The sequence below is a fragment of the Pigmentibacter sp. JX0631 genome (genome assembly GCF_029873255.1).
Lineage (GTDB): Bacteria > Bdellovibrionota_B > Oligoflexia > Silvanigrellales > Silvanigrellaceae > Silvanigrella.
On the sequence record NZ_CP123622.1, the window covers coordinates 3,045,742 to 3,070,852 of the forward strand.

General features: G+C 29.7%; 19 protein-coding genes. 6 read left to right on the forward strand and 13 right to left on the reverse strand.

Features of this window, described 5'->3' with window-relative positions:
• Positions 1–34: 34 nt before the first annotated feature.
• The 3 genes from rsgA to QEJ31_RS13240 all read left to right on the forward strand — a co-directional run bounded on the left by rsgA (position 35) and on the right by QEJ31_RS13240 (position 4,545).
• Positions 35–1,339, forward strand: coding sequence for a ribosome small subunit-dependent GTPase A (gene rsgA, locus QEJ31_RS13230; RefSeq protein ID WP_280590798.1), 1,305 nt, complete (start codon positions 35–37; stop codon positions 1,337–1,339).
• Between the two features lie 14 nt (positions 1,340–1,353).
• Positions 1,354–2,823, forward strand: a complete 1,470-nt coding sequence (locus QEJ31_RS13235) for an NAD(P)-binding protein (RefSeq protein ID WP_280590800.1) — start codon at positions 1,354–1,356, stop codon at positions 2,821–2,823.
• Positions 2,824–2,943: 120 nt separating this feature from the next.
• Positions 2,944–4,545 carry a peptide ABC transporter substrate-binding protein gene (locus QEJ31_RS13240; protein WP_280590802.1) on the forward strand — a complete coding sequence of 534 codons (1,602 nt, stop codon included), beginning with the start codon at positions 2,944–2,946 and terminating at the stop codon, positions 4,543–4,545.
• A gap of 67 nt (positions 4,546–4,612) precedes the next feature.
• Here the strand turns inward: QEJ31_RS13240 and QEJ31_RS13245 are convergent, their stop codons facing one another.
• The 3 genes from QEJ31_RS13245 to QEJ31_RS13255 form a co-directional block, all read right to left on the reverse strand.
• Positions 4,613–5,758 carry a hypothetical protein gene (locus QEJ31_RS13245; protein ID WP_280590804.1) on the reverse strand — a complete coding sequence of 382 codons (1,146 nt, stop codon included), beginning with the start codon at positions 5,756–5,758 and terminating at the stop codon, positions 4,613–4,615.
• A gap of 142 nt (positions 5,759–5,900) precedes the next feature.
• Positions 5,901–6,878 carry a rhodanese-related sulfurtransferase gene (locus QEJ31_RS13250; RefSeq protein WP_280590806.1) on the reverse strand — a complete coding sequence of 326 codons (978 nt, stop codon included), beginning with the start codon at positions 6,876–6,878 and terminating at the stop codon, positions 5,901–5,903.
• 82 nt (positions 6,879–6,960) lie between these two features.
• Positions 6,961–7,212 (reverse strand): hypothetical protein, encoded by a 252-nt coding sequence (locus tag QEJ31_RS13255; RefSeq protein WP_280590807.1) that lies wholly within the window; start codon positions 7,210–7,212, stop codon positions 6,961–6,963.
• A gap of 142 nt (positions 7,213–7,354) precedes the next feature.
• Between QEJ31_RS13255 and QEJ31_RS13260 the strand changes: the two genes are divergently transcribed.
• Positions 7,355–8,980, forward strand: a complete 1,626-nt coding sequence (locus QEJ31_RS13260; protein WP_280590809.1) for a peptide ABC transporter substrate-binding protein — start codon at positions 7,355–7,357, stop codon at positions 8,978–8,980.
• A 2-nt stretch (positions 8,981–8,982) separates the two neighbouring features.
• Here the strand turns inward: QEJ31_RS13260 and QEJ31_RS13265 are convergent, their stop codons facing one another.
• The 10 genes from QEJ31_RS13265 to QEJ31_RS13310 all read right to left on the reverse strand — a co-directional run bounded on the left by QEJ31_RS13265 (position 8,983) and on the right by QEJ31_RS13310 (position 22,678).
• The gene (locus QEJ31_RS13265) at positions 8,983–9,873 is read right to left on the reverse strand and encodes a hypothetical protein (RefSeq protein WP_280590811.1); all 891 of its coding nucleotides are present in this window, start codon (positions 9,871–9,873) and stop codon (positions 8,983–8,985) included.
• A 47-nt stretch (positions 9,874–9,920) separates the two neighbouring features.
• Positions 9,921–10,856 (reverse strand): hypothetical protein, encoded by a 936-nt coding sequence (locus QEJ31_RS13270; RefSeq protein WP_280590813.1) that lies wholly within the window; start codon positions 10,854–10,856, stop codon positions 9,921–9,923.
• A 184-nt stretch (positions 10,857–11,040) separates the two neighbouring features.
• On the reverse strand, positions 11,041–11,346 hold the full coding sequence (locus QEJ31_RS13275) for a hypothetical protein (protein WP_280590815.1): 306 nt from the start codon (positions 11,344–11,346) through the stop codon (positions 11,041–11,043).
• Positions 11,347–11,359: 13 nt separating this feature from the next.
• Positions 11,360–12,934 (reverse strand): insulinase family protein, encoded by a 1,575-nt coding sequence (locus QEJ31_RS13280; RefSeq protein ID WP_280590816.1) that lies wholly within the window; start codon positions 12,932–12,934, stop codon positions 11,360–11,362.
• A gap of 11 nt (positions 12,935–12,945) precedes the next feature.
• Positions 12,946–14,397 (reverse strand): pitrilysin family protein, encoded by a 1,452-nt coding sequence (locus QEJ31_RS13285; protein WP_280590818.1) that lies wholly within the window; start codon positions 14,395–14,397, stop codon positions 12,946–12,948.
• A 2-nt stretch (positions 14,398–14,399) separates the two neighbouring features.
• Positions 14,400–16,541: a hypothetical protein gene (locus tag QEJ31_RS13290; RefSeq protein WP_280590820.1), complete on the reverse strand. Its 2,142-nt coding sequence runs from the start codon at positions 16,539–16,541 to the stop codon at positions 14,400–14,402.
• A gap of 24 nt (positions 16,542–16,565) precedes the next feature.
• Positions 16,566–17,477 (reverse strand): AAA family ATPase, encoded by a 912-nt coding sequence (locus tag QEJ31_RS13295; protein WP_280590821.1) that lies wholly within the window; start codon positions 17,475–17,477, stop codon positions 16,566–16,568.
• 29 nt (positions 17,478–17,506) lie between these two features.
• The gene (locus tag QEJ31_RS13300; RefSeq protein WP_280590823.1) at positions 17,507–18,940 is read right to left on the reverse strand and encodes a glucose-6-phosphate isomerase; all 1,434 of its coding nucleotides are present in this window, start codon (positions 18,938–18,940) and stop codon (positions 17,507–17,509) included.
• Positions 18,941–19,107: 167 nt separating this feature from the next.
• The gene (locus QEJ31_RS13305) at positions 19,108–20,109 is read right to left on the reverse strand and encodes a 2-hydroxyacid dehydrogenase (RefSeq protein WP_280590824.1); all 1,002 of its coding nucleotides are present in this window, start codon (positions 20,107–20,109) and stop codon (positions 19,108–19,110) included.
• A 250-nt stretch (positions 20,110–20,359) separates the two neighbouring features.
• Positions 20,360–22,678 carry a hypothetical protein gene (locus QEJ31_RS13310; protein WP_280590825.1) on the reverse strand — a complete coding sequence of 773 codons (2,319 nt, stop codon included), beginning with the start codon at positions 22,676–22,678 and terminating at the stop codon, positions 20,360–20,362.
• 440 nt (positions 22,679–23,118) lie between these two features.
• On the opposite strand from QEJ31_RS13310, the gene QEJ31_RS13315 reads away from it, so the two are divergent.
• Both QEJ31_RS13315 and QEJ31_RS13320 read left to right on the forward strand, forming a co-directional pair.
• A complete protein-coding gene (locus QEJ31_RS13315) occupies positions 23,119–24,630 on the forward strand; it encodes a hypothetical protein (RefSeq protein WP_280590827.1) in 1,512 nt (503 codons plus the stop codon).
• A gap of 122 nt (positions 24,631–24,752) precedes the next feature.
• Positions 24,753–25,103 (forward strand): hypothetical protein, encoded by a 351-nt coding sequence (locus QEJ31_RS13320; RefSeq protein WP_280590829.1) that lies wholly within the window; start codon positions 24,753–24,755, stop codon positions 25,101–25,103.
• Positions 25,104–25,111: the final 8 nt, after the last annotated feature.

The window sequence follows — 25,111 nt, forward strand, 5'->3', positions numbered from 1 at the left end:
CGTATTGTGGGCAAACATCAATAGGAGTAAAGACTTGGCTCGCATTAAAAACTTTGACGTCCAAGATGAAAGACGTAACAATTTTAAAAAAATTGAAAAGATAAAAAAAGAAAAAAGGTCTGTGCGTGGACGTATAATTGATGACTGGTTAGTCAATTCAGATGAAGATAACTTATCCGAAAAACAATTAAACGAAAAGCTAAACTCGTTTTATAAGAAGGGTTACCGTAACGGTAGGGTAATTGAAGTTCAAAAAAGAAACGTATTTATTGCTGAAGAAAGTAAAATCGGCTTTCCTGAAACAGAAAATTTATGGCTGTGCACAGTAGCAAAACGACATTTTCAACGCGCACATAAAGAAAGAAATTTTGTGGTTGTTGGTGATAGAGTTTTGTTTGAACCCAATGCAGAAATTCTATTCGATGCGGAAGGACAACCCATCGACACTGATTTGCCTCGTGGAGTCGTTCAGCATGCTTTTCAAAGAACAAGTAAAATATCAAGAAAAGATCCTTTAAATGCCGAATGGGAACACGTCATGTTGGCTAATATCGATCTTATTGCGATAGTCGCTTCTGTGTTAAATCCTGAAGTTCGTTGGGGACTTATTGATCGTTTCTTGGTTCAAGCTGAAATTGAAAGTATACCAGTTGTAATTATATTAAATAAAGTAGATCTATTAACTAATGAAAAACTAGCGAATAAAGATTTTCTGCAAACGTATCAAAAAAGAGTCGAAATTTATAAAAAAATTGGATACGATGTAATAGAATTGAGTGCATTAAAACCTAAAAAATATACTGATAGTGTTAAATATTTAAGAAAACTTTTTAAAGGAAAAGTAATAGGCTTTGCTGGTCATTCTGGGGTAGGAAAAAGTAGTATTCTAAATTTAATGAAACCTGAATTTGAACAAATTGTTGATGAAAACCCAGATATTTTTTATAAAGGTCGTCATACAACAACATACAATAGTTTACTATATTTAGACATTGGTGCTTACGCTATAGATACACCAGGTATTCGTTCTTTTGATATTCAAAACTACGACTCTATAACGTTGAGTTATTGTTTCCGTGAATTTAGAAATTTTAAATGTAAATATCGAGAATGTTCCCATAATTTAGAGCCTCAATGCGCAATAAAAGAGGCTGTTACTCAGGGAAAAATTTCTGCAGAGCGTTATCGCAGTTTTCTCGGGATATTAAAGGGAATAAGTTTTCGTGAAGGTGAAGGTGATGCTACTGATGCAAATATGATAGCAGATTTAAAAGCTCGGGTGCAAAAAAGAGATGAAGAATTGTTTGAGGAAAACGAAATTGAAAATAATGATAAGTAACACTAAGGAATTTTATGAGCGCTGTTGCTAATTCAGAACAAAATTTTTCCGAATATGTTGTTATTGGAGGAGGACTATCAGGGTTACTCTTAGCATTAAAATTATCCAAAGATCCTAAGAAAATCACAAAAGGTATTACTTTAATTGAAAAAGAAGCCCAATTAGGAGGCAGATTTTTTTATACGCAATTAAATCAATTTTCAGGAAAATCGCGTTCCCAAGTGTTTTCAGAGCTTTATGAAAGCGCCTCGCGAAATCAATATTTAAGTGGACTTGGTTTTGAGTTTTTAAATGCAGATGCCTTAGAAATTATTTATCGCCATTTTTTATCTCAGCTTTCTGAAGAAGAGATTAACCATATAGAAAATATGCAGGTTAAATTAGATGTAAAAGATGAAAAATATGCTTCAGAAAGAAATCTTTTTTTTGTAAAAAAAGATTTTATATCTGAGAATGAATTATTTAATTCTTCTTCTGAATTTTTCACAAAAAAAGAAGCAGAAAGTTTTAAAATTTTATTAAATTATTCTCTAGAAGATGAGTTTCAAAATGAAACTATACTTTTTGAAAAATCAAAATATTGGCTTGAACTTCCAAAAAGTGTAAAAGATACATTTTCTCCTTTTTTTCAAACTATTATAGGCCCGAATTGGGAAAAAACGAGATTTGTTATTGTCCAAAGAAAAATTCGAGATTTCTTTAATAATTATCAAAAAAAAGTTCCAAGTTATTTCTATCGAAGTTATTGTTTTGAATATTTAATAGGAAATATCCTAATAAAAAGAGGGGTAAATATCCGGAATTTATGTGAACTTATCCGAGTTCAAAAAAATGAGAAAAATATTTTTCATCTTCTTTTATCTGATGATTTAAACCCAAATGATAAAAATTTAGAATGTAGTAAAATTATTTTTGCTATGCCTCTTAATAATTGTTTAGGGATAATAGCAAAAGAGCATTTTTCACCATCTCAATCAAAATTTATTTCAAAGGTTAGACCAATTTCTCTAGTTATTTCTGAAATTATAAATTTTTCTGAAATAAAAAATGATCAATGGCCAACTAATATTAAAGCTGATGATTGTCTGGTTTTTCCTGTTGAAAGATCTATAGGATATTTAACAAATGATCAAAGATTTCTTGTGACAACAAAACTAGATTATGAAGATTCATTGCAAGCTCCTGCTGTAAGAGAAGCTATTTCCCGTTTGCGAAAAGCTACATGCCGTGTCATAAAACCTGAATTTATAGATGAATTAAAAAAGGGTGCTCGAATTCCGCAAAAGAAAATTCTGGAAAGAATTATTTTATTACCAGTAGCTTATACTATACCAAATGATATTCCAGTAAATATAGAAGTTAAAGAAATTAAAATGGGTTTAGAAGGAATGTTTTGCTGTGGAGATACTTTTCCAGGTATTGCAGATGAACCATGGAAAATGATAGTAAATAGCGTTAATGAAGTTTTTGCTAATTTATCATAAATAATATTTATATTTTTATTATTTTAATAGCAAGTTAAAAATATTCAAAAAATATTTTTTGGAATACACTTTTATAATTTTATGCTATGATAAGACATTGTAAATTATATGAGGATAAATATGAAAAAAAAATATTTTGTTATTTTTGGCACTTTTATTATGTTAAATAGTTCATTTTTAAATGCTAAAAATTTGGAAAATAAAGCAAATGAACAAGTTTTAAATATTGGAAATGGAGATGATCCTAAAACATTAGATCCACAAAAGTGTAATGAATCTACATGCACAGCCATAATTAAACAATTATTTGAAGGATTAATTACAACAGATGTAGTTGGAAATATTATTCCTTCTAGTGCAGAAAAATGGAAAGTAAGTAATGATGGAAAAATTTATACATTCTTTTTAAAGAAAAATTTAAAGTGGTCGGATAATACTTCATTAACAGCAAAAGATTTTGTTTATTCATTTAGAAGATTAGTCGATCCTAAGATTGCCTCCGAACAAGCAACTCTTCTAGAGTCAGTTATGAATGCATCAGAAATTATTGCAGGAAAAAAACCTATTACAAGTTTAGGAGTATATGCTGTAGATGACTTTACCCTTGAATTTGTATTAAGTAAACCGTCGCCTGCTTTTTTTGAAAATTTAACAGTCACAAACACATATCCAGTTCAAGAGAAAAACGTTGAAAAGTATAAAGATACCTTTACACAGGTAAACAATTTAATTTCTAATGGTCCTTATCAATTAAAATTTAGGAAAGTAGGAGATAAAGTTTCCGTTCAAAAAAATCCCTATTATTGGGATGAAAAAAATTACTTTATTGAAAAAATAAATTTTTTTGCCGTAGTTGATCAGAATACAGAATTTTCTATGTATGAAGCTGGTCAGTTAGATATTACAAGTAATATTCCACCGAACAAATTTGCTCAAATAAAAGTTAAGTTTAGTAAAGAATTAGTGAATAATCCTTATTTAGCTAGTTATGTTTATGTATTAAATACACAAAAAAAACCTTTAAATAATATAAAACTACGGAAAGCATTAAGTATAGCAATAGATAGAGATATTATAACTCGTTCAGTATTAGGAATGGGACAAAAACCGTTGTATGATTTGGTTCCTTATGGGATTAAAAATTATTCACAAAATGTTTCTTATTGGCAAAATTGGCCACGCTCTAAACAATTGGAAGAAGCTAAAAAACTTTATCAAGAAGCTGGATTTAGCACGCAAAATCCTTTAATTATTCATATTCTATATAATACAAATGAAGCTCATAAAAAAATTGCAACATCTGTTGCTGCTATGTGGAAAACAAATTTAGGAGTTCAAGTAGAAACTGTAAATGAAGAATGGAAAACTATGCTTGATAAAAGAAGCAGCGGTGATTTTGAAATATTACGTTTTGGAAATATTGCAAATATCAATGATGCAGGAGATTTTTTGAATCAATATAGATCAACAGATCCGATGAATGATCCGAAATATAAAAATACAGAATATGATAGAATTGTAAATTTGTCACTGTACGAAAGTGACAGTGTAAAAAGAAAAAAATATTTAGAAAATGCAGCAAAAATATTACAAGAAGACACTCCTGTTATACCAATATATAGCTATGTTTCTACCTATTTAAAAAAACAGTATATTAATGGATTTGAAAAAAATAATTTAGGCAAATACAGTTTACAAGGAGTGTATTTACAACAAAAATAAATTTAATTATGTTACTTGGCATCCCATTTTTAGTAGTTAAAAACGTTCCAAAAGCATATAAATAGCTTTATGGCGTATCATGCCCGATACGGAACAAATGTTTTGCTGCTAGATACAAATTGTTCCTAGCAGATGTAATAAAAGGGGTTCTTTTATTACATATTTTACAAACATAAGTTCTTTTCCTAAGAATAAATTGCGGTTGTAAACTACAACACTTAAATGGCACCAAACTTAGGTTTTTATTTGAGACAATAGAAACTACTTTGCCAGCTCTTATGGCTTTGTAACAAAGTATATTTTGAAAATGTTTCATATTTAGTCGTGTAGAAATAAAACTATTTCTAGATTGTATTCTTTTCTTTGCAGAAAGTATTTCATTAGTAATAATTACTGCATTACTATTGATAATTTTTGTTGATTCTTTATGAAAGAAATCTTGTTTAATATTTGTAATTTTATTTATGATTATTTTTTCTCTTTTACTAATAGGTTTAGACTTTTCTTTTATTTTATCTTTTTTTCTTAGAACTATTCGTTTCTTTTTAGCAATGTTTAATTTTTTTATTTTTAACTTTAATTTAATCGGAAAAACTGGTCTTGAGTTAATTATACTATCATTATATGTTATTGCTTTATAATTGGATAAAAACATTACTGATTCAGATGTTGAATTTTTATTATATAAATTTCTTTTTGTTTCAAGAGTGATATTTAGATACCAACGCCCACAATTATCTTGTGCAAATGAACCAGATTTAATAAGAGCATCACTAGGCAATTTTCTAGAGTTCCAAAATTTAAATTTTTGTTTATTATATTGAACTTCATCTTTCTTGATTTTTATACCAGAAGATTTGAAAGGAATCCACCCCAATGAATTTCTTCCTCTCCAACGTAATAATTTTTTAAATTGCTTTCTTCTTGTAATATACTCTTCTGCAACTGCTTGAACACTTTGGGAGTGCAACCCAAGTTCTTTTGAACTTCCAGCTACAAGCTCATTCATTTCATATTGGGTAAAAAAGTATGGAGTATAATATATTTTCTTAGTTTTAGGATCTGTAATTATTTTTACAGGTTTATTTTTTAAAGCAGTTGATTGTGTTTCTTTACAAAAATTCCAAATGTAATTTACACCACTTGCCATTTTATTTAATTTCTTTTTGGTACTGCCAGAATCTTTGATTCGGTAGCGGAAAGTTGTAATCAATTTGCCATCTCTAAATCTAAAAGTTTAAGTTTAGCAGTAGTTACTGCACCTTTATTCCTTTTAAACAATTAAGAATGAATCACTGATTAAATTAATATTAAAATATTTTAGCAAAGAGCTATTTTGATAAGAAAAAGAGACTTTATAAGAGTCCCTTTTCCCATTGTTCACGAATTTTTTTTGCTCTTTCTTGGCGAACCTTGAGCGATCTCATATTGTTTTCTTTAATTAAATTGTTTCGCTTAACTTCTTTGTTAAGATAGTTTTCATAGCAGTGTGGACAATAAGTATCCTGCTTGTAATTAGGATGCGCCTTATCTTCAACTCTTAGAGGAGTCCAACATGCATAGCATATTTCATACTGAGTTTCTTTTAATTGTTTATCTACGGCTACTCGATAATCAAATACAAAACAGTCGCCATCATAATAGTTATCATCTGCAGGGGTATTTTTATGCGTTTCTTCAAAATATTTTAGAATTCCGCCATGTATTTGGTAGACATCTTCAAATCCTTCTTGACGCATAAAAGCGGTAGCTTTTTCACAACGGATACCGCCTGTACAAAAGGTTATAACCTTTTGTTTTTTATATTGCATAAAATTTTCTTTAACCCAGTCAGGAAAATCACGGAATTTTTTTATTTTTGGATCGATAGCGTTGCGAAAAGTGCCTAACTCAACCTCATAATCATTTCTAGTGTCTAAAAAAACGAGATCTTCACCTGCGTCTAGCCAATCTTTTAATTCCAATGCAGTGACATATTTTCCTGTAAAATTAGCTGGTTGAATAGAATCCATTCCCATTGGAATAATTTCTTTTTTAACTTTTACTAACATTCTACGAAATGGAATATGTTCACTAAAACTTTTTTTGAATTCAATGTCTGCAAAAAATGGATGTTTGTGCATAAAATCTATATAGGCATCGATTGCTGGTTCAGAGCCAACTAAGCAGGAGTTAACCCCTTCGTGTGCTAGTAAAATAGTACCCTTTATTTGCAAGTCATTGCATAACTTTAGTAAGGTTTCGCGAAGTTCATTGGGTTGATCAATTTGAACAAATTTATAGTATGCAATATTTACAAATTGTTCTGGATGAGGTTGATTGTTTAAATTCATTTATTTCACCTTGTAAAGTATTGAAATTATTTGAATAAAAATACTTATTCGCATTTTTACTATCTATATTAATAAAAATTTTTTATGACATCATTTCTTTATAGATTTTATTTAAAAGTTCGCTATCCTTACGTTCCCATGAGAGGAAGACTCTGCGTGCTTCTCTATTTTGGAGTGCTGTTGTCCGGAAAAAATTGATGAAAGAATCTTCAGATTCTTGGGTGCGTAAACTTTGAACGTGTTCTGCATTGATGAGGATTTGGCTAGCCCCACGGCGAAGGATCAAATTATTGCGGTTCCATTCAAGACTTACTGCTACTGAGGTAAATACCATGGTTTTCTCCTTATAGGGTGAATAAGAAATCAGGAATTCCTCATAACTCAAGGAATGCGGATCCTCAAGTTTAATTTACTTCAAAGACGCAAAGCCGCGGATAAATTTATCTTAAATTAACAAAGGATAGAATGAGGAATTCATGGATGAATTTACAGGTCTAAAAAAATTAGTTGCATTTATTTGTTGTTTTATAATTGAATTTTCTTATTCTTTTGATGACATGCATGGTAAAATCTATAGAAATAAGGAACTTAATATAGGGCAAACTGAATTTCCTAGTTTATTAGATCCACAAAAATGTAAAGAAAATATTTGCAATGTATTAATTTATCAACTTTTTGAAGGATTAGTGATATCAAATGGTGAAGGTAAAATAATACCTGCAAATGCTGAACGTTGGACTCTAAGTTCAGATGGTAAAACTTATACGTTTTATTTAAGAAAAAATTTAAAGTGGTCTGATGGGTCTAAATTAACGGCAAATGATTATGTTTATTCCATGCAACGTTTGGTTGACCCTGCAGTTTATTCTTTTCAATCTTATTTGTCAGAATTTATCAAAAATAGCAAAGAAATTATTTTAGGTAAAATGCCAATAAGCTCACTTGGTGTAAAAGCAATTGGTGAATATATCCTAGAAATTAGTTTAACTCAGCCGACACCTATTTTTTTAGAAATATTAGCAGTATCTAATAATTTTCCAGTACAAAAAAATAATATCGAAAAATTTGGTAGTAAATTTACATTACCAGAAAATTTAGTGACGAATGGCAGTTATACCCTAAAGAAATCTAGTAAAAGTGCAAAAATAATTTTAGAAGCAAACAAATATTACTGGAATCAAAAAGCTATAAATTTTGAAAGAATAAATTATATTTTTGAAAAAGATCCAAATACATTAATAAAACTTTATCTATCAGGTCAAATCGATATTGTAATCGATATAGAGATCGATCAAATTAAAAGTATTAAAAATAAAATTGATGCAGAATTAAAAACGGTTCCTATTTTAGGCTGCTATTTTTATATATTTAATATTCAATCACCTCCTTTTAGTAATAAAAAATTACGCCAAGCTTTAAATATTGCAATCGATAGAGAATATATTTCACAACATATTTTTAGTAAAACTCAAATTCCATTATATGATTTCCTATCTTATGGTCTAAAAAATCATGATCATACAATGCCATATTGGTATTCTTGGACTCGCGAAAATCAAATTAAAGAAGCAAAACGCTTGTATAAAGAAGCGGGATATAATGAAAACAACCATTTAAATATATATATACATTTTAATAAAGCTTATATGCAAAGAAATATTGCAGTATCTATTGCAAATATGTGGAAACAAATTCTTGGAATCAATGCTGAATTAGTTGAAGAAGAAGGGGATAATTTAGAAGAAAAAGAAAAACTAGACAATTATCAAGTTATTAGAATGGGTGTGCTCGCAAATATTAATGATGTTTATGATTTTTATAATATTTTAACAAGTAGTAATCCCTTAAATAATTCAAATTACAAAAATAAATACTATGATAAAATTGTATTAGATCTTATGCATGAGCTTGATCCAAAGAAACGAAAAGAATTAATTCATCAGGCTTCAAAAATTCTTTTAGAAGATGTTCCAAGAATTCCAATTATTAGTAAGACTACAAATTTTTTAGTAAAACCATATATTCTTAACTTCAAAATTAATCCCTTACAGCTTTATTTACTTTCTGAAGTTAGTGTTAAAACTGAAGGGAAATTGAAGTAATGCTAATTTTGTTTTGGTAATACTAAGTATGTATATCCAGAAAACGCTGCATTTGGCTCTGAGCTTTGCCAAATAATAACTTTTTCCGATTGGGCAAATGTATTCCAGTTTCCTTGAGTCCCAGAAAGTAAATTATCTGGACAAGTAATTGCGCCATTAGAAGACATGAAAGCTTGGTTGATGGAAACATAATCATAGTTTGTTAAAAGTGAAGACTCTAAAATTTTACAAGCATTTGAATTTTCAACTTTCCCAATTAATGAATAATCCCAATCTCCACTATTACGTTGAATTTTACTAAGTCTTATATTTGTAACATTTGGTGCACTAGGAGCTGGCCCTGCATTTACAGTTACAGCTTGCATTGCAACATTTTCTAAATCTACGATAACTTTAGCAGGATCGGTTCCGTTATTAATCACTAAATTATATGCACCTTTTCCAGCAGCAGCAAAATACCATTTTTTATTGTCAGGATCTGCAGGAGAAACTGAATATTCTACTGCAGGATTGGTTAGTGTTATGATACCTGCATCAGAAATAGTAATAATTAAAGGAGTATCTTTTGCTGTAAATGTTCTAGAGCCATCAGAATAACTTTTTAATGTAATCGAGCAGGCACTGTTCTTAACGACATTAAATTTAGGATCGTTATCTTGAACAGTGAAACTATCTTTCCAATCATTTACTCCATTTAATGCTTTTGGGCATACAATATCGATATTAATTGATTTAAATGATGATAATGCGCTAGAAATAGATGATACATTCATTGAAATCTTTGAACTAATATCACTTGTTCCCGAATTAAAATCATTTGTTTCACTGCTGAATTTTCTATTACAACTAATTGCAACTAACGCTAATGAAGTTATTACGACAATCTTTTGCATGTTTACTCCTAGTTTGAAATAAAACAAAAATGAAATCAAAATCAAAATTAAATTTCATCTGGTAATAAAGAGTCCGAGAAATTTTGTCTGTGATTAGTATTGAGATTTTCTTGCAAACTGTGATGGTATTTCTTTAACAATTCCTCCTCATTGTATTCAATTGTTGTGCTAGGTGTTGTAGAGCGATTTAATGCCGTAGAAGCTGAAAACTGAATTGGAATTTGTGTATTTTGTAAACTACCATTATTGTAACTAACATTTAAAACACTTACCAAATTTCCTGAAGTTGCTTTTGGCGGATTAAATACTAAGGTAATGTTGCAACTATTTATAATATTGGTACATGAAGAAGATCCTTCTATACTCCATGCATTTGGAAATGTTGTATTTAATTTAGTAATATCTACTGTCACCTTATTTAGGGAGCCAAAAGTGGGTTTAAAAGTTAACCCTATTTTTTTTGGGGTATTTATTACAGAAAAAACTGCCGCTAAATTTGTATCAGAACTAGTTTGTAAAGCGCTACTATAATTTTTGATAGGGTTATTTTTCTCATAAAGCCCAATTTTATAATTAGTTGCATCAGCAAATAAAACAATTTCATTGTTAGCTGAATTTTTATAAGCACTACTTTCTGAACTTCCAGTTCCAGATTCAGTGATATTCAAGACAAGAGGTTTATTTTTAGGGACAAAAATATCTCCATTCGCTAAGGTATATTTTGTAATTGTTAAGCTACAGCTTGAACTTTGGACAATTTTAATAGGAGTATTGGAATCAAACTTTACGTTTTTATCATCCCAATCATTTTCACCTTCTAAAGCGTCTTCACAATGAATATCAACAAGCATTGATGAAGTTTGATTTTCACCACTGTAACTGACATTTAACATTTTTTTTTCAATATTTTCTCTTGTAGAAGGTGATTTTGCACAACCAGTTAAAAAAATAATTGGTATGATAGAAAAATAAAATTTATTCATAGTAATATCCTCATATAATCATTTTTAAAGCAGTGGGATAATAACAATAAAATTAAATAAAAAGCAAAGAAAATTATAGAAATTATAATGGGTTGTTACTGTAGCTCGCTAATAAAATATTGATTAATTATATTATGATATTTTTTGCAGGGAAGTTCAAAGAAAATGGTAATCTTTAGTAATTTTAATTTAATACTTTAGCGCCATTTGATTCTAGAACTTTTGAAAGTTTAGTTTCAATATCAGATCGAAAAGCTTTGTGAGTTAGTGATATTTTTTCAGATTTATGAATACATTCAAAACCATCTGCTAGGTTTTTTAAAGAATAGATAACTTCGCTTTTTCCCAATTTAGAGAATGTAATAATTACATTCTCTCCATTTAAGGAAACGCTAGCAATTTTTCCTAATTCTCTTTGAGACAATGAATCAGAAACTTTTTTTATAAATTCATTTACTGAAAAATTACTAACCGAAAAAGATTTAATCATAAGAAATTTTCCTCTACTTTACATAAGGTTTTATTAAATTGTTTAAGTCATTAGTGCTTACTAAGTCAATATCTGAAATATTTTTTAATTCTTTCATTTCATCTGCATTAGGATTACCCATAATGACTAAAACAGGATAAACTGATTCTTTCTGGACTCTTTTTAAAAGTTTGTTTAATTCTTGTACGTCTTTTTGTTTGTCTAGTTTTGCTAAATTAAATTCTATTGGGTTTACACTTGGTAAATTTCCTTTTAAAATTTGGTTCATAACTTCATCTGATTTGTTATATATAGTAATTTCTGTAGCCAACATTCTATTGATTAGAGCCGTTCTTGTATTATCTAATTCTTCTTGTGAAATTCCATTTTGAATAAAGTTATTCCATGTAGAAGTAGCTAATTTAACTGCTTCAGCTAATCTTTCATTTGGACTTTGGAAAGTTAAATGAAACATGCCAAAATTTGTATTTGGATAAAGGGTTGTTTCATTAAAATAAGCGTGAGGTGAATAGCTTATTCCTGAATCAGCACGCAGCGCTTTTGTAAATCTATCGTTTCCGACTATCCCACCACTGGACGAAAAAATTTCTTCTAAAATATCAAATTGTGTACTTTCAAATGAATTTAATTTTCCAATTTTAGGGAAATAATAACGTAATGAAATATTGCTTTGGCTCATATCAGGTTTTGTTATGAGAACTGTTCTTATTTTCGTTATATTTTCAGCTTCAATATCTTTTTGTGGTAACCATGTGCGAATTTGCGGAGTTAAATGCGGCAAATCTGAAATTAATTTTTTTACCTTGTCAAAATCACTTTCTGTATAATTCCCAGAAATAAAGGTATTTAAACCATTTTTATTAATTGTTAATTTATAAAGTTCTTTTATTTTTTCAAAAGTAATTTTTTCAATTACAGCTGGAGAAGATCTTTCTAAAGCCTTTGCAAAGTAGTGATTTTTTCCAAAAAGAATACTATTTGCTTGCTGATCTATCAATCTAAATTGTTTGTCAAAGGTATTAAAATCTATCAAATTTTTAAAACTATCTATTGTCCTTTGTTTCCATAAAGGAAGGCTATTGGCTTCAAATCTTGGTTTTAGCAAGATGTTACGTAATAACTCTGAAACTTTATTAAAATCTTGTGTTAAAGCATCTGCAGAAAGCATGAGTTGCCCATTAGCTAGTATATTTGTGCGAATATTAATTCCGTTTTCAGAAGAATAATTTTCTAATTCATCAAAACTAAAATTTCCACTTCCACCTAATATTAATAGATCAACAAGAGCTCCAAACGCAGGACGATCTTCTTGAGGTAATGCAAAAACACCGCCTGGAAGGACAATATTAATTTTGAATTTTAAGTTAGAGTCATTTTGTAAACTATAAATCGCAGCCCCACCATCTATAGCTGTCCGATTATAATTAATACTAGGCCAAGTATATGAGCGCCAATCTAGTTCAATAGGTTTTGAAAAAACAACTGGGCGCTGACTTTTTAAATCTTGTGCATAGCTAGACACACAAGTTAAAAGTAGCGCAGCTGAATTAAGTAAATAAAATTTAGTATTTTTTAAAAAAAGAAACATTTTTTACTTCCTTATTTCTTATAGAAATTTGTATATAAATCTTGACACGACTCTGCTTTACCTGTTGGTACTATGCCTGTTATATAATTATTTTTATTTGCCAGATTAACTGTTACCCATTTTCTGAATTCAGTTGTACTAGCTGACTTAACTAATTTTTCTATTTGGCTTGTAGAATTGATATTTTTTAGAAAAAATACATCTTCAAAAATAGTATTGACTAAATTGGTCATTTTTTCTGCAGTTTCTGCATTTGATACTGCTAATTGTTTTAATATCTGTTTTTTAATTTTTTCGCTAATAGGTTTATTTAATACTTCTTTTACACCATTTTCCCAAAATTTAAGAGCATTTTCAAATTTTTGTTCATTGCTTAAAGAAAAAGTCGCAAGAAGCGGGTTACTTTGATTTTGCCAAAATACTTTATAAAAAGAAAAGTCAGTGGCTATTTTTTCTTTAACTAATCTTCGTTCAAATCTACCATCTGGATGATCATCTAATAAGGTTTTAAAGATAATTACATTTACTAAATCATTAATGTTTTTACTAAATGAGGGATAATTTATTTTGTATTTTTGTGAATTAATTGGAGCACCACATACAAACTTTTTTCCTAAATCACGGGTTAAATAATCCGCAGGAAATTTTTGGTGTGTTACTTTTAAATTCCCTTTCCATGATCCGAAATATTTTTGGACTAAATTAGCGACCTTTTTAGGATCAAAAGGTCCACCAATAAAAATTGTAGTATTGTCTGGTGTATAAAAGTTTTTATAAAATGTTTTAGCATTTTCAATACTCATATTTTCTACATCTTGTTTTGAACCTATTGTAATCCATTCTAAAGGAGTGTTCCGTTCTGTGATTGCTCGAATAATTTCACTACTGCGGGTAAAAGGATCATTTTCTACTCTAAGTTTTCTTTCAGAAATAACAGCTCCTTTTTCTATAGAGAAATAAGGTTCCGTAATATCTAAATTAAGAAAACGATTAGCTTCTAGTTTAAGCATTTGTTCTAAAGCAGGACTTGGAAATGAGGAATAAAAAGTAACATAAGAATCGCTGGTTCCAGCATTTCCTGATCCTCCAAAGGAATTTAACACTTTATCATAATTTCCTTCAGGTGCTCCTACGGATTTCCGAAACATCATATGCTCAAAAAAATGTGCTAATCCTGTAGTGCCTTTAGATTCCCGATTACTTCCAGCATCTAGTATAAAATGAATGGTAGCAACTGGATTGCGGTGATCTGGAACGATAAAAAATTGAAGTCCATTTTGTAATTTAAACTGAAATGCTTGAATGGAAGAGCCGGGAATAATTTTATAAGTTTGTTCTAATTTGGGCTCAGTTTCAGCAGCATTAATTATGAAGGAATATAAAAATATTGATAAAATTAATAGTGTTTTTATAGGAAGAAAAATGGTTTTAAAGTAACTAAAATGCGTTCTGGTTAAGCGCATAATTAAGAATCCTTTCTGATATATTTTTGGGCATAATTTCTTACGCCCGCTTCTGCTAAAATATGAAAAGTTCTAACAAGTCGTATGTCTTCTTGAGGAAATTCGTCAAGTTTGGCATAAATAATATTTTTTCGACTTTGCTTTAATATTTTTGCAATATGTTGTGATGGTGGATGATTAGAAATAAATAAAATACTTTTATGATTTGTAGATAAAGCTCCTGCTAATATTAAACATTCTGTTGCATTTCTTGCATAATGTTGGATAAAAGGATTTCCCCATGGATTTTCTATTGAACTTGGGAGTGGGATAACGGCAAATCCTCCAAATTCACTTTTAGCAATTCCAGGGCCTATTAAATTGTCTTTGAATGGAGTTGCGTAAAACATTAAATTACTATCATCGTGTTGTTCTGCTAACCAAAAAGAACGCCAAGAATAATGTGAGTCTTTAGCTGGGTCAGCAAAACTAAACACTACCGTACCAATATCAGGTTTTCCAGTGTTGTGCAGTTCTTTGACAATTATTTTTTCTTTGTGCCAATTGCGTATAGTTTCTCTGATATCAAGACCTTCATAAAAGTCTGTTTGCAATTCTTGATAATTTATTTCTTGTGATTTTAATTTATCACTCATATTTTTTTTGATATCTAAAGCCAATTTTTCCATAAAAATATCTTCACTTGGAAAAGAACATGAATATGGATGATCTTCATGAACCCAAGTATTATCAGCATATTTTTCTTCGTTAATTGGGGCAATATTTTTTTGCTGATTTATTTTATCAACAGCTTTAAGTTTCGTTTTTTTAAATTTTTTCTTGCTTTGAATGGTGCTGAATTTTTCGATACTAACTTTTTCAGTATGTTTGAAAAAATGGTCAAGAGGCAAATGAATTTCAGGAAGGGTAGTCGCTAGTTTTTGATTTTCAGGAAATTTTTTACATTCCTTCATTAGTTCATAAGAAAAGTTTGAATCAACAACTGCTGAACCTGCAATTAAAATATCAAAAATACTTGGAAAAAACATGTTTCTATCTTGTGCTAGACGATAAGAAAAACGGAAATAGTCTCTTTCTTGTGCCGCATTAATATCTAATTTGGTCCAATCGCTATAATTTTTACTCGCACGAATAAAACTATTTGCATAACTTTTTCGAGCAAAATCAATCCAACTTATTAAAGTATCTTTTTCTTCTAATAAATCAGAAATAAAAAAACCTGGAACTTGAATGTATTCTAAAAACGAATCTTTACTAGGTTGACTCAATACAAAATGTTGGTTGTTTTTCTCTTTTTTTTCTTTTAAATAAGTCAAATTATTTGCTTCATATATTTTTAAATCACTTCTAGATTTTATTTTCTCTAAATGTGATTCTATCAAATTCATAGTTTTATAACCGCAAATAATAATAATATTTTCATTCAAATGCGAAAAAATGTAATGCATTATATTTTTAAAAATTTGTTCTGCTTTATTTAGCATAAATTCATGCCTAAATATTTCAGAAGAAAAATGTTGTGCAAGTTGATATTGCATCCAGGCTGTTAGTGAACCATTCACAATACATTCAGATTTTAAAGTTACTTTTTCATTGCTATTGGCAAATAATTGATACTGAAGATAGGTCTCAATAGATCCAATACAGTGTGTTTTATTAATTTCATCTTTAAAAATATTTAAAAAATATCTTCTGGGCTCGGTGGATTCAAAAAATAATATAGGATCCTCTTCAATATTTGCTATTATGTTTTCAACGGTAGTTGAATTGTCTTTACTTGCTAAATGACTTTTGGAAGTTACTGTAACAGAGTGAGGAAAAGATAGCTGCAAATTTTGAAGTAACGGTTGACATTCTTCAGGCCAATCTATTAAAACATGGGCATTGTTTACATGTTTAAATTTTTCTTTTAACAATTCCATATTTTTTAAAATACAAGATTCTTGCAAATTAGTTTTAGCTATCGGAAAAAATTGGATATTACTTTTCGGGAATAACTTTTGTAAAGTTTTTGCTTTTATTTTTCCTTGAGTATATTCCCAACCTAAAAAAACATCAGTATTTTTATTTTCCTCTGTTAATTCTGGGTCTAATTCCAAATAATATTGACTTGAGAGCTTTATAATATTTTTTTGCGTTCTCATTTTGTCTGCCATATTAAAAAAATTTTATACTGGTCTTAAATTTGGTCGAGTTGAGGATTGTGATTCATTTTGCATTTGTTCATCTGCAGGAAAATATTTTAAAGCATCCTCTCCTAAAATAGAATAAACACTAGCTTTTAAAGCTTTTGGTAAAGTTAATTCTTTATTTAAACTTTTCAATCGTTGTGCATATTTTGCTATTTGAATTCCATCACGCACAGAAAATGATTCTTCATATTTATGCGCAATTGCTAAAAATGTTACTAATAATGATAGTAAATTTTCTTCTACATAAGGAACTGCAAAGCGAATAATTCTTGCTTCTGTTTCAATATCAGCAAAATCTAAAAATATTTGTGGGTTTAAACGACTTTGAATATATTCTGGTAAATCATACACACTGGAATCATCATTCATTGTGGTAACAAAGCGAAATTCTTTATGCGCATGAATACGAACTCCTGCAATAATGGAATCAACATAACGACGATGATCAAGTAAAGATGCAAGGCTAGCCCAACTTTTTTCAGACATACGATTGCCTTCGTCTAAAATACACACGCCGCCAAGTAACATGGCTGTTACTATAGGACTTGCGACATAACTAATTTGTTTCCCTTCAGTAATAACGGGAGTAACAATTAAATCATCAGGACGGGTATCACTTGTTCCTTGCATTAAATAAACTGGATATTTTAATTCCCGTGCAACCGCAACAGCTAATGTTGTTTTACCAACTCCAGGTTTTCCAACAAGTCTAGGATTCATCGGAAGATCATCATCAGATAAACGAAGCCATGATGCTCTTAGTTGATGGGCTGCGAGTTCATTTCCAAGCCAATCTGCCTTGATTTCAAATTCTTTTGCAAGTCTTACTGTTATATTTCCAATAACTGCAGTTTCTTTTTCTCTGTCGATTGTAATACCAGTATTCATTCTTCGACCTCTTGCATGTTCTACTTTGTTTACTTAGTAGTTAATCCTAAAGAACGTAAACGGCTACCTGAATTTAATCTGTTTTTTATTTGATTTGCTTTGTCAGCATAACTGGGTTTCCCTAGGAGTGCAAACATATTATTTTTGTAGTCTTCAACCCCTGGTTGATCAAAAGGATTGATTCCTCGTGCATAACCACCAATACCACAAGCTAACATGTTTACATACATCCAATAACCGATCCACCAAGCGTTTAATTCGGGCATTTCCCAAACCAAAGTTGGTACCTTCCCATCGGAATGCGCAAGAAAAGTTCCTTGTTGAGCTTCATTTTGAACATAGGAAAGATCTTTTCCTAATAAGAAATCAAAGCCATCATTTAATTTAGGATCAGGAATTTTTATTTTTCTTTTCATTGATCCTTTAGTTAGTGAGTATTCATCTTGAATTTTAAGATGAGTGGCAAATAGATGTCTTTCTCCATCTTGAAAATATTGGCCTAATGAATGCAAATCTGTCGTAAAATTTGCGCTTGCGGGAAAAATACCTGTATTTTCTTTGCCATCGCTTTCGCCAAAAAGTTGTTTCCACCATTCGGCAATCCCTTTGGCCTTTGGTGTCCATGTGCATAGGGATTCTATTTTATAATTGTTTTTATATAAAACATTGCGAACACCAGCATAGCAAAGTGCGGGGTTTGTTTCTAAGGAATGATTTTTTTCAGACAAGCTGTCTTCATAAGCCTGTTGAGCACCAGCAACAAATTCTTGAATATTAATTCCAGCAATTGCTAAAGGTAACAAACCTACTGGAGTAAATATTGAATATCTTCCACCTACTGTTTTAGGAATGCTAAAATGAGGATAGTTATTTTCTTTTGATATTTTTAACAGAGTTCCATCACTAGGATCTGTAATTGAAAAAATACGGTGTGATGCTTCGGTGGTTCCAAATCTATCATCAAGATATTGCTTTAAAACTCTGAATGCTAAGGCAGGCTCTGTAGTGCCCCCAGATTTGGAGACAACTATTAAACTAGGAGTATAGCAATCTAGGGCATCGAGCAGCTCAGAAAGTTCATCAAGAGCTAAATGATGCCCAGCCCAAAATAATAAGGGTTTTTTATGGAATTGATCTGGTTTTACTGCTGCATAAGTGTGAGTCAACGCTTCATAGACAGCTTTGGTTCCTAATAAGCTGCCACCAATACCAACTACAACAACTGCGTCTGAATGGTTATTTATGGTTTCTACAGTTTTGCTTATTTCGTTTATAATTTTCGGACATTCTTCTTTTACATAATGAACCCAACCTGTAAATTCAGGACTTTTGCCTTTTCCAGTTGCAAGAGCTTTTTTTGCCGAAATTAAGTTATTAGTTTCATTGGCAAGATGTTTTTCAATAGGAAAAACATCATGGACTTTTGTCCAGTCTAAAATGAGGCGTTTTTCTAGCGAAAGCATGAATTTACTCCTTAAGCGCATTATTTTTGTATTCCTACGAATACAAGCGATATAAGAAATCACATAATGTTGGCATTTTTGCAATAGACTGCAAGCTAAAGAAATAAAGAAAAACCTGAATCATTAGGTTGAATTGTTGTTACATTAAATAGAAATAGAGAGCTCAATTAGAAATTATTTTTTTGAATTTTAACTTCATTAATTAAAGGAAGTTTATTTTCAAAGTCAGAAATATTATTTAACGTAGTTTCAACAATGTTATGAATTGCTTCAGCAGTTAAAAATCCTTGATGGCCAGTAACAATTACATTTGGAAAAGTTAACAGTCTTGCTAAATTATCGTCATCAATTCCTTTACCCGAGAAGTCAGAAAAGAAATAATTTTCTTCTTCTTCATACACATCAAGAGCTGCACCTTTAATAGTTTTTGTTTTTAATGCTTCAATTAATGCTTTTGTATCTATAATTCCACCTCTGCTAGTATTAATAATAATGGCATTTTTTTTCATACAAGAAAAAGCGGATTCATTAATTAAATGGTGCGTATCATTTGTCAAAGGTATATGCAGTGATATGATGTCACATTTTTTATATATTTCATCTAACGAAACAAACTGCATATAGTTTAAACTTGTGTTTGGATATTTATCATATGCTAAGATCTGGCAACCAAAACCATGCATAATTTTTGCCATTTCTAATCCAATTTTACCTGTTCCAACGATACCTACTGTTTTGCCATGTAAGTCAAATCCTACTAAACCTTCTAATGAAAAATTAAATTCCTTTGAGCGATTATAAGCTTTGTGAATTTTTCTATTTAAAGTTAACAATAATGCTACTCCGTGCTCTGCAATAGCATGTGGAGAATAAGCTGGAACTCTAACAATAGGAAGGTTTAGTTCAAAGGCAGCATTTAAATTGACATGGTTAAAACCAGCACTACGTAAAGCAATTAATTTAATACCAATTTCTTTTAATTTAACTAATATTTCAGCATCTAATTTGTCATTCACAAAAGCGCAAACGCAATCAAAGCCTTTGGCCATGATAGCAGATTCTAAATTTAAATTATTGTATACAAAGAATAATTCATGGTTATTGACTGTATTTAATTCGGAAAAATATGGCTTTTCATAATCATGGGCGCTAAAAACAATGACTTTCATAATAGATTCCTTACTTCATAAACAAACAAAACATATAGCATGTTTAAGAAGTACAAACAATTTTAATTTTATGGCAAATTTTTAAAATGAATATTAATTTAAATTTATCTCGCAACATTATGATAATAAATGACAAATAAAGTATTAAAAAATAAAATTGATCTTAAATAATTTTTATTTTGTTTATTTTATTTATTATATTATTAAATAATATTTCTTAAAATATTTCTTAATTTTGATAGAAAAATTGCTATAAAGAGCCAATATTAATATTATTAACTTGCTTCATTCTGATATAAAAGCGTTTTTTCGCCACTGGCCTACTAGTTATATCTTGTCCATTGTTCAGAATTTGTACCGAAGCATAATCCACACAGCTACCATCATCACGGTTCACTTCATCGCATTGGCCAGTTACAGCTAGAGGAATTTTTGCAAAATCACTCTCAGAATTTAAGGTATATACTAAAGGATATTTTTCTTCATCCTTCCAGTGAATTGCGCCCTGAATAGGACCTCCACCTAAACTGACTTTCACTTGAACTGGAAATTTAAATTTGTAAACTGCTGAATTTTTAAGTTGTACAGTTAAATTAAAAGCTTTTGTTTCTCCTGCTTTTAGCTTCACTGGAATAGGCTTTGAACGAGAGCCTGGCAGTCCAGCAATAATATCTTTCCCATCTGCTTTAAAAATATATTCAGCATGTGAATTATTATCCAAACTGAAGTTTCTATTGGCCAATGCAGCTAAAATAAGTTCTTTTAAAGCACCACTTTTACGAAGTTTGCCATTTCCAAGTTCATCTGCAAATAACATGTGTTCAAACCACTCTTTCTCACCAAGTGCAGGGTGGTTACGGCTTAAGCGCATTGCATCTAATGTTAAATCTGTCATCATTTGCAATCCGGTATAAATTCCAAATTTCTTTTCTGCTGCCGTTAAAATATCAAACATTGTCCCACCGAAAGCTTCACCGTCATCATGAACTTCGTTGGTTAAGAAAAATCCAGTTTTATTGATAATCCGCATATCAGATAAGCCAGGGAAAGAACCAGCACCTGTTACATCATGCAACACCATTTGTGCTACAAAATCTGCCATGCCTTCACTGAGTCCACCTGTGCCAGCTAAATTAATATAATCGCCCATCAAGCGATCCATCACACCATGTCCAAGTTCATGCCAAATCGTCGTATTGTCACGGGCCATGTTACCTTGGCTTGGGGAATAAGTTGTAAAGTTAATTGTGTCGTCAGTATAATAAGCATTATTTTTCATGGAAATATCAGGATCGTATAAAAATGCATGAAATGGTCGGGTGGATATCTCTGGATCATTAAAACCACTTTTTTGCAGAGATTGAAACATTTGATCAACTGCCCAATAAACTTGAATAGCATCAAAACCGTTGTTCATGTACTCAACAACATTATGATCAGGGAGACGAACCGCATCGACTTGGTCCATTTGTTTTCGCGAAGTAAACGGTTTAGCATGATAAGTTCCGGTTGGTACCATTTCATTATCACGATAATCAAAACGGAATTGTCCTGAAAATTGCGGCTTAAAGTTTAGTTTGTCAGCATATTGCTTCATAGCTTCAGGATGAACATTAATTGAAGTATATTTTCCTTCAAGAAGAAAACCCGAAGCAAAGTTATTATCAACTAAAGGTAGTGAGCTACGAATTGCGTTACCTTGTCTTTTTACGTAGGAAGGAGCCCAATATCCTTCTTTCCGTCCAGCTGCAGTTAATCCTTTAAATGGATCAAACATGGAATTTAAGTATTTTATGTTACGTAAAGGTGCAAAAGGATCTGTCTCTGCTTTGAAGATCTTACTATTAAGGTTCCGTAAAAAACTTGGAGAACGTGGCATTAACTCATTAGTTTTCTCAATTTCTTCATAAATTGGATAAATGTGTACAGGCACACTTAGTGTTTTATTGTCGTTGTCTGCATTAGGAAAATCTTCATAAAGATGATCTACAACTTTTTTGTTAGTAGGATCAATCTTAATTGTATGAGTTCCGTGTTTACTTTTGACTTTCACGATACGTAATATTTTATCTTTGTCTATAACGTCTTTCCATTTTACATCACGTATTTGTTTATCATCAGGATGATTTAAAACTTCGTTGCGTACTAAATCCATTGTCGCATCTGAGGATAGAAGAGTATCAACGCTTTCATCACCCAAAGTGCTTTTTAGTTTAGAATATTTTGGAGAAGATTTATCGCTCACTTGTGCTTCAACTTGAAAAAGTTGCCCTTGGTTATTTGTCCAAATTCGTAATGTGTTACCTTCTATTGGCAACCCATTTTGCATTTGCGTGAGCATAAGATAATTATATTTTGCCAGTTTACGACTTTCTAGCATTGTAAAATCTGATACAGAAAGAGCAAAACCAGTTTTCTGATTAATTACATCAATAATATGCACAAAGTCACTATTGTTATCTTCTTTAAACGTCCAACGCACACTTTTTGGAGCGTCAGCCAATGCAAATAAACTATAAGCTAAACTAAAATAAGTTGTGGAGAACGCTAAAATCAGTTTGATTTTCATTGGTACCTGCCCTCAATAGTTGTAAAAAAAAGTTTACCGCAATGATAATTTTTTATTCTTTTTTCCACAACAAAAAAATTAATTTTTTTTTGCTTTCAAATACGAATTTGATGCAAAATTACTTTGATTTAAAAATAGGATCTTAAAATTAAGATTTAATCTTCTATTTCATCATGAAATTATTATTTATTAGAAAATTTTCAGAATAATTAGAGTGTATTTTAATAAAAATAAAACTAAATTATGTTATTTTGTTAATTTATAGTGAAAAATTTAGGACATAAAAATTAAATTTTAAAGTTTCATGAAAACATAAATGAATAAATTTTTTTTATTTTTTTAGAACTTCCTAGGAAAATTTTGTCGGTGGGAAATAATTTTCTAATTAGAAATTGCATTAGTTGAGTAGGGTTAGAGGAGTGAAGAAAGAGGGGTGGGGAATGGGAAAGAGGGTTTGGGAAGAATCAAAGTTTGTTAAAGGTAGATCAAGTGGTGAAAAATTTAAATCAGTATTTAATAAAAAAGATGACAGAAAATTTGCTAAAATAGAATCTTTCAACATCGTAGAAAATGATATTTTTTATGCAAATATTAAATGGAATGCGACTGGCGATCTGAGAATAATTGGTATATTAGGTTTATATTTATCAAGTCTTAGAAAAATAAAGAAAACAACAAGATATGTATTCATTTATTTGGCTTCTGGAACACCAGACTGGATCATAAAATTTCTGAATTCATGTAAAGTCAATACAATTGTGAATGATTATAAAGTAAAAATACATACTGTAAGATATAGTGAATTTAAAAAAAAATTTGAAAATGAAATTGAAATGGATAATATATCACCCATTTATGATAAATTTTCAGACAATTATATGAAAAGAAAAATTGAATTTATCAAAGAAAATCCGTTAGATATTTTTCATTTTCAAAGACATATGATGTTGAAAGAAGAAGGAGATATTCACATAACTAGTTTAACAAATCTTGATGAATTAGTACCTATAATACGAAATGAAATTTTTGAAGAAAGTACATTTAATAATTTAATAAAAGGTAAAACAAAAATTCTAATTATTCATACAAAAGTTAAAGCTTACTTAGGAAAGAATAATATTTGTGATGTAGAACCTGGGGAAAACTATCATGAAGAACATAAACTAAGTTTTACACTTGATTTAGCTATTGGTTTTTTTGCAAAAGAAATTTTTGGTTGGGATGTTATTTTCAATGATGATGGAAATAGGATGAAAGATAAAAAAAATGAAATAATATGTAATAAAAAAATATATGAAAAAATTAAAGGGATATATCTTAAAAATAATGTTTCAATACATGATTTTATTGAAACAAATAAAAAATATCATTCTAAATATTCTCCGAAAGATATTTATGATCAAAAAAATTTTAAAGAATTTATTTTAGATGCAAAACATACTATAAAAGGAGGTATCAGTTTATTTGAACAATATGCTTTGATTGCTGAACTTGGTACAACTAATGTTATTCATTTAGGTGGAAGAAGTGGGCATTTAGAATTCATGATCTATTTAGGACAAAAAGTTCTTTATGTTGAAGATAAGAATGCAGATGGATCAGAAAGAATAAAAGAAACTTTATGCACACTTACTTACAAAGAATTCGATGAAAAACCATTAATGTACCAGTTGGAGATAGATCCAACAACAAAAGGAGGTCGAATTGAAAGAAAAATAAATCAAGTTCTTTCTAAAAATAAAATAAATTCTGATAATTTAAAGCTCTTAAGAAAATTTAATAGTGATGATGATCGAGAAATTTATTTAAATTCATTAGAGAAATTTGTTGATAGTAATCCGAATAAATTTAAAAAATTCAAAGAAAAAAAAATTAATTATGATATTGACCAAAATAAAGTATTTGCATTTGGTAAAATAATTGAAAAATTATGTGAATTACATTTCGAATGAAATTGGAATAGTAAAAAATATTTATTAAGTTTAAATGTAAATTATATTTATAAAATCTATTTGTAATGCATTAAAAAGATATTTGTTAATTAGATATTTAGAATAATGATCCTGACACCTATTTGAACTTTTCTCTTTTAACAAAAAAAGATGACATCATCAAATGTGGGGCAGGATCAATTCAGAGAACTTTTGAATCGAAACAAATTTTAGACCTGACAGCAAAACAATATCAAATTTCAACGATTGCAATAGCATTAATTGCTTTACTTAGTGGATATTTAATTCATTATATACCCTACTATGTAGTAATATTTTCCCCTTACATTATTATATTTTTTATTCTTATTTTTCCTGAAAAAAATATTAAAAATAAAGTCATAAAAAGTAACAAAATATTTTTTTGTAAATTAAGTATATTCTCATCTATTTTTAAAACTCATGAAAATATTCATCAGACCGAGAAGAAATAAATAAAATG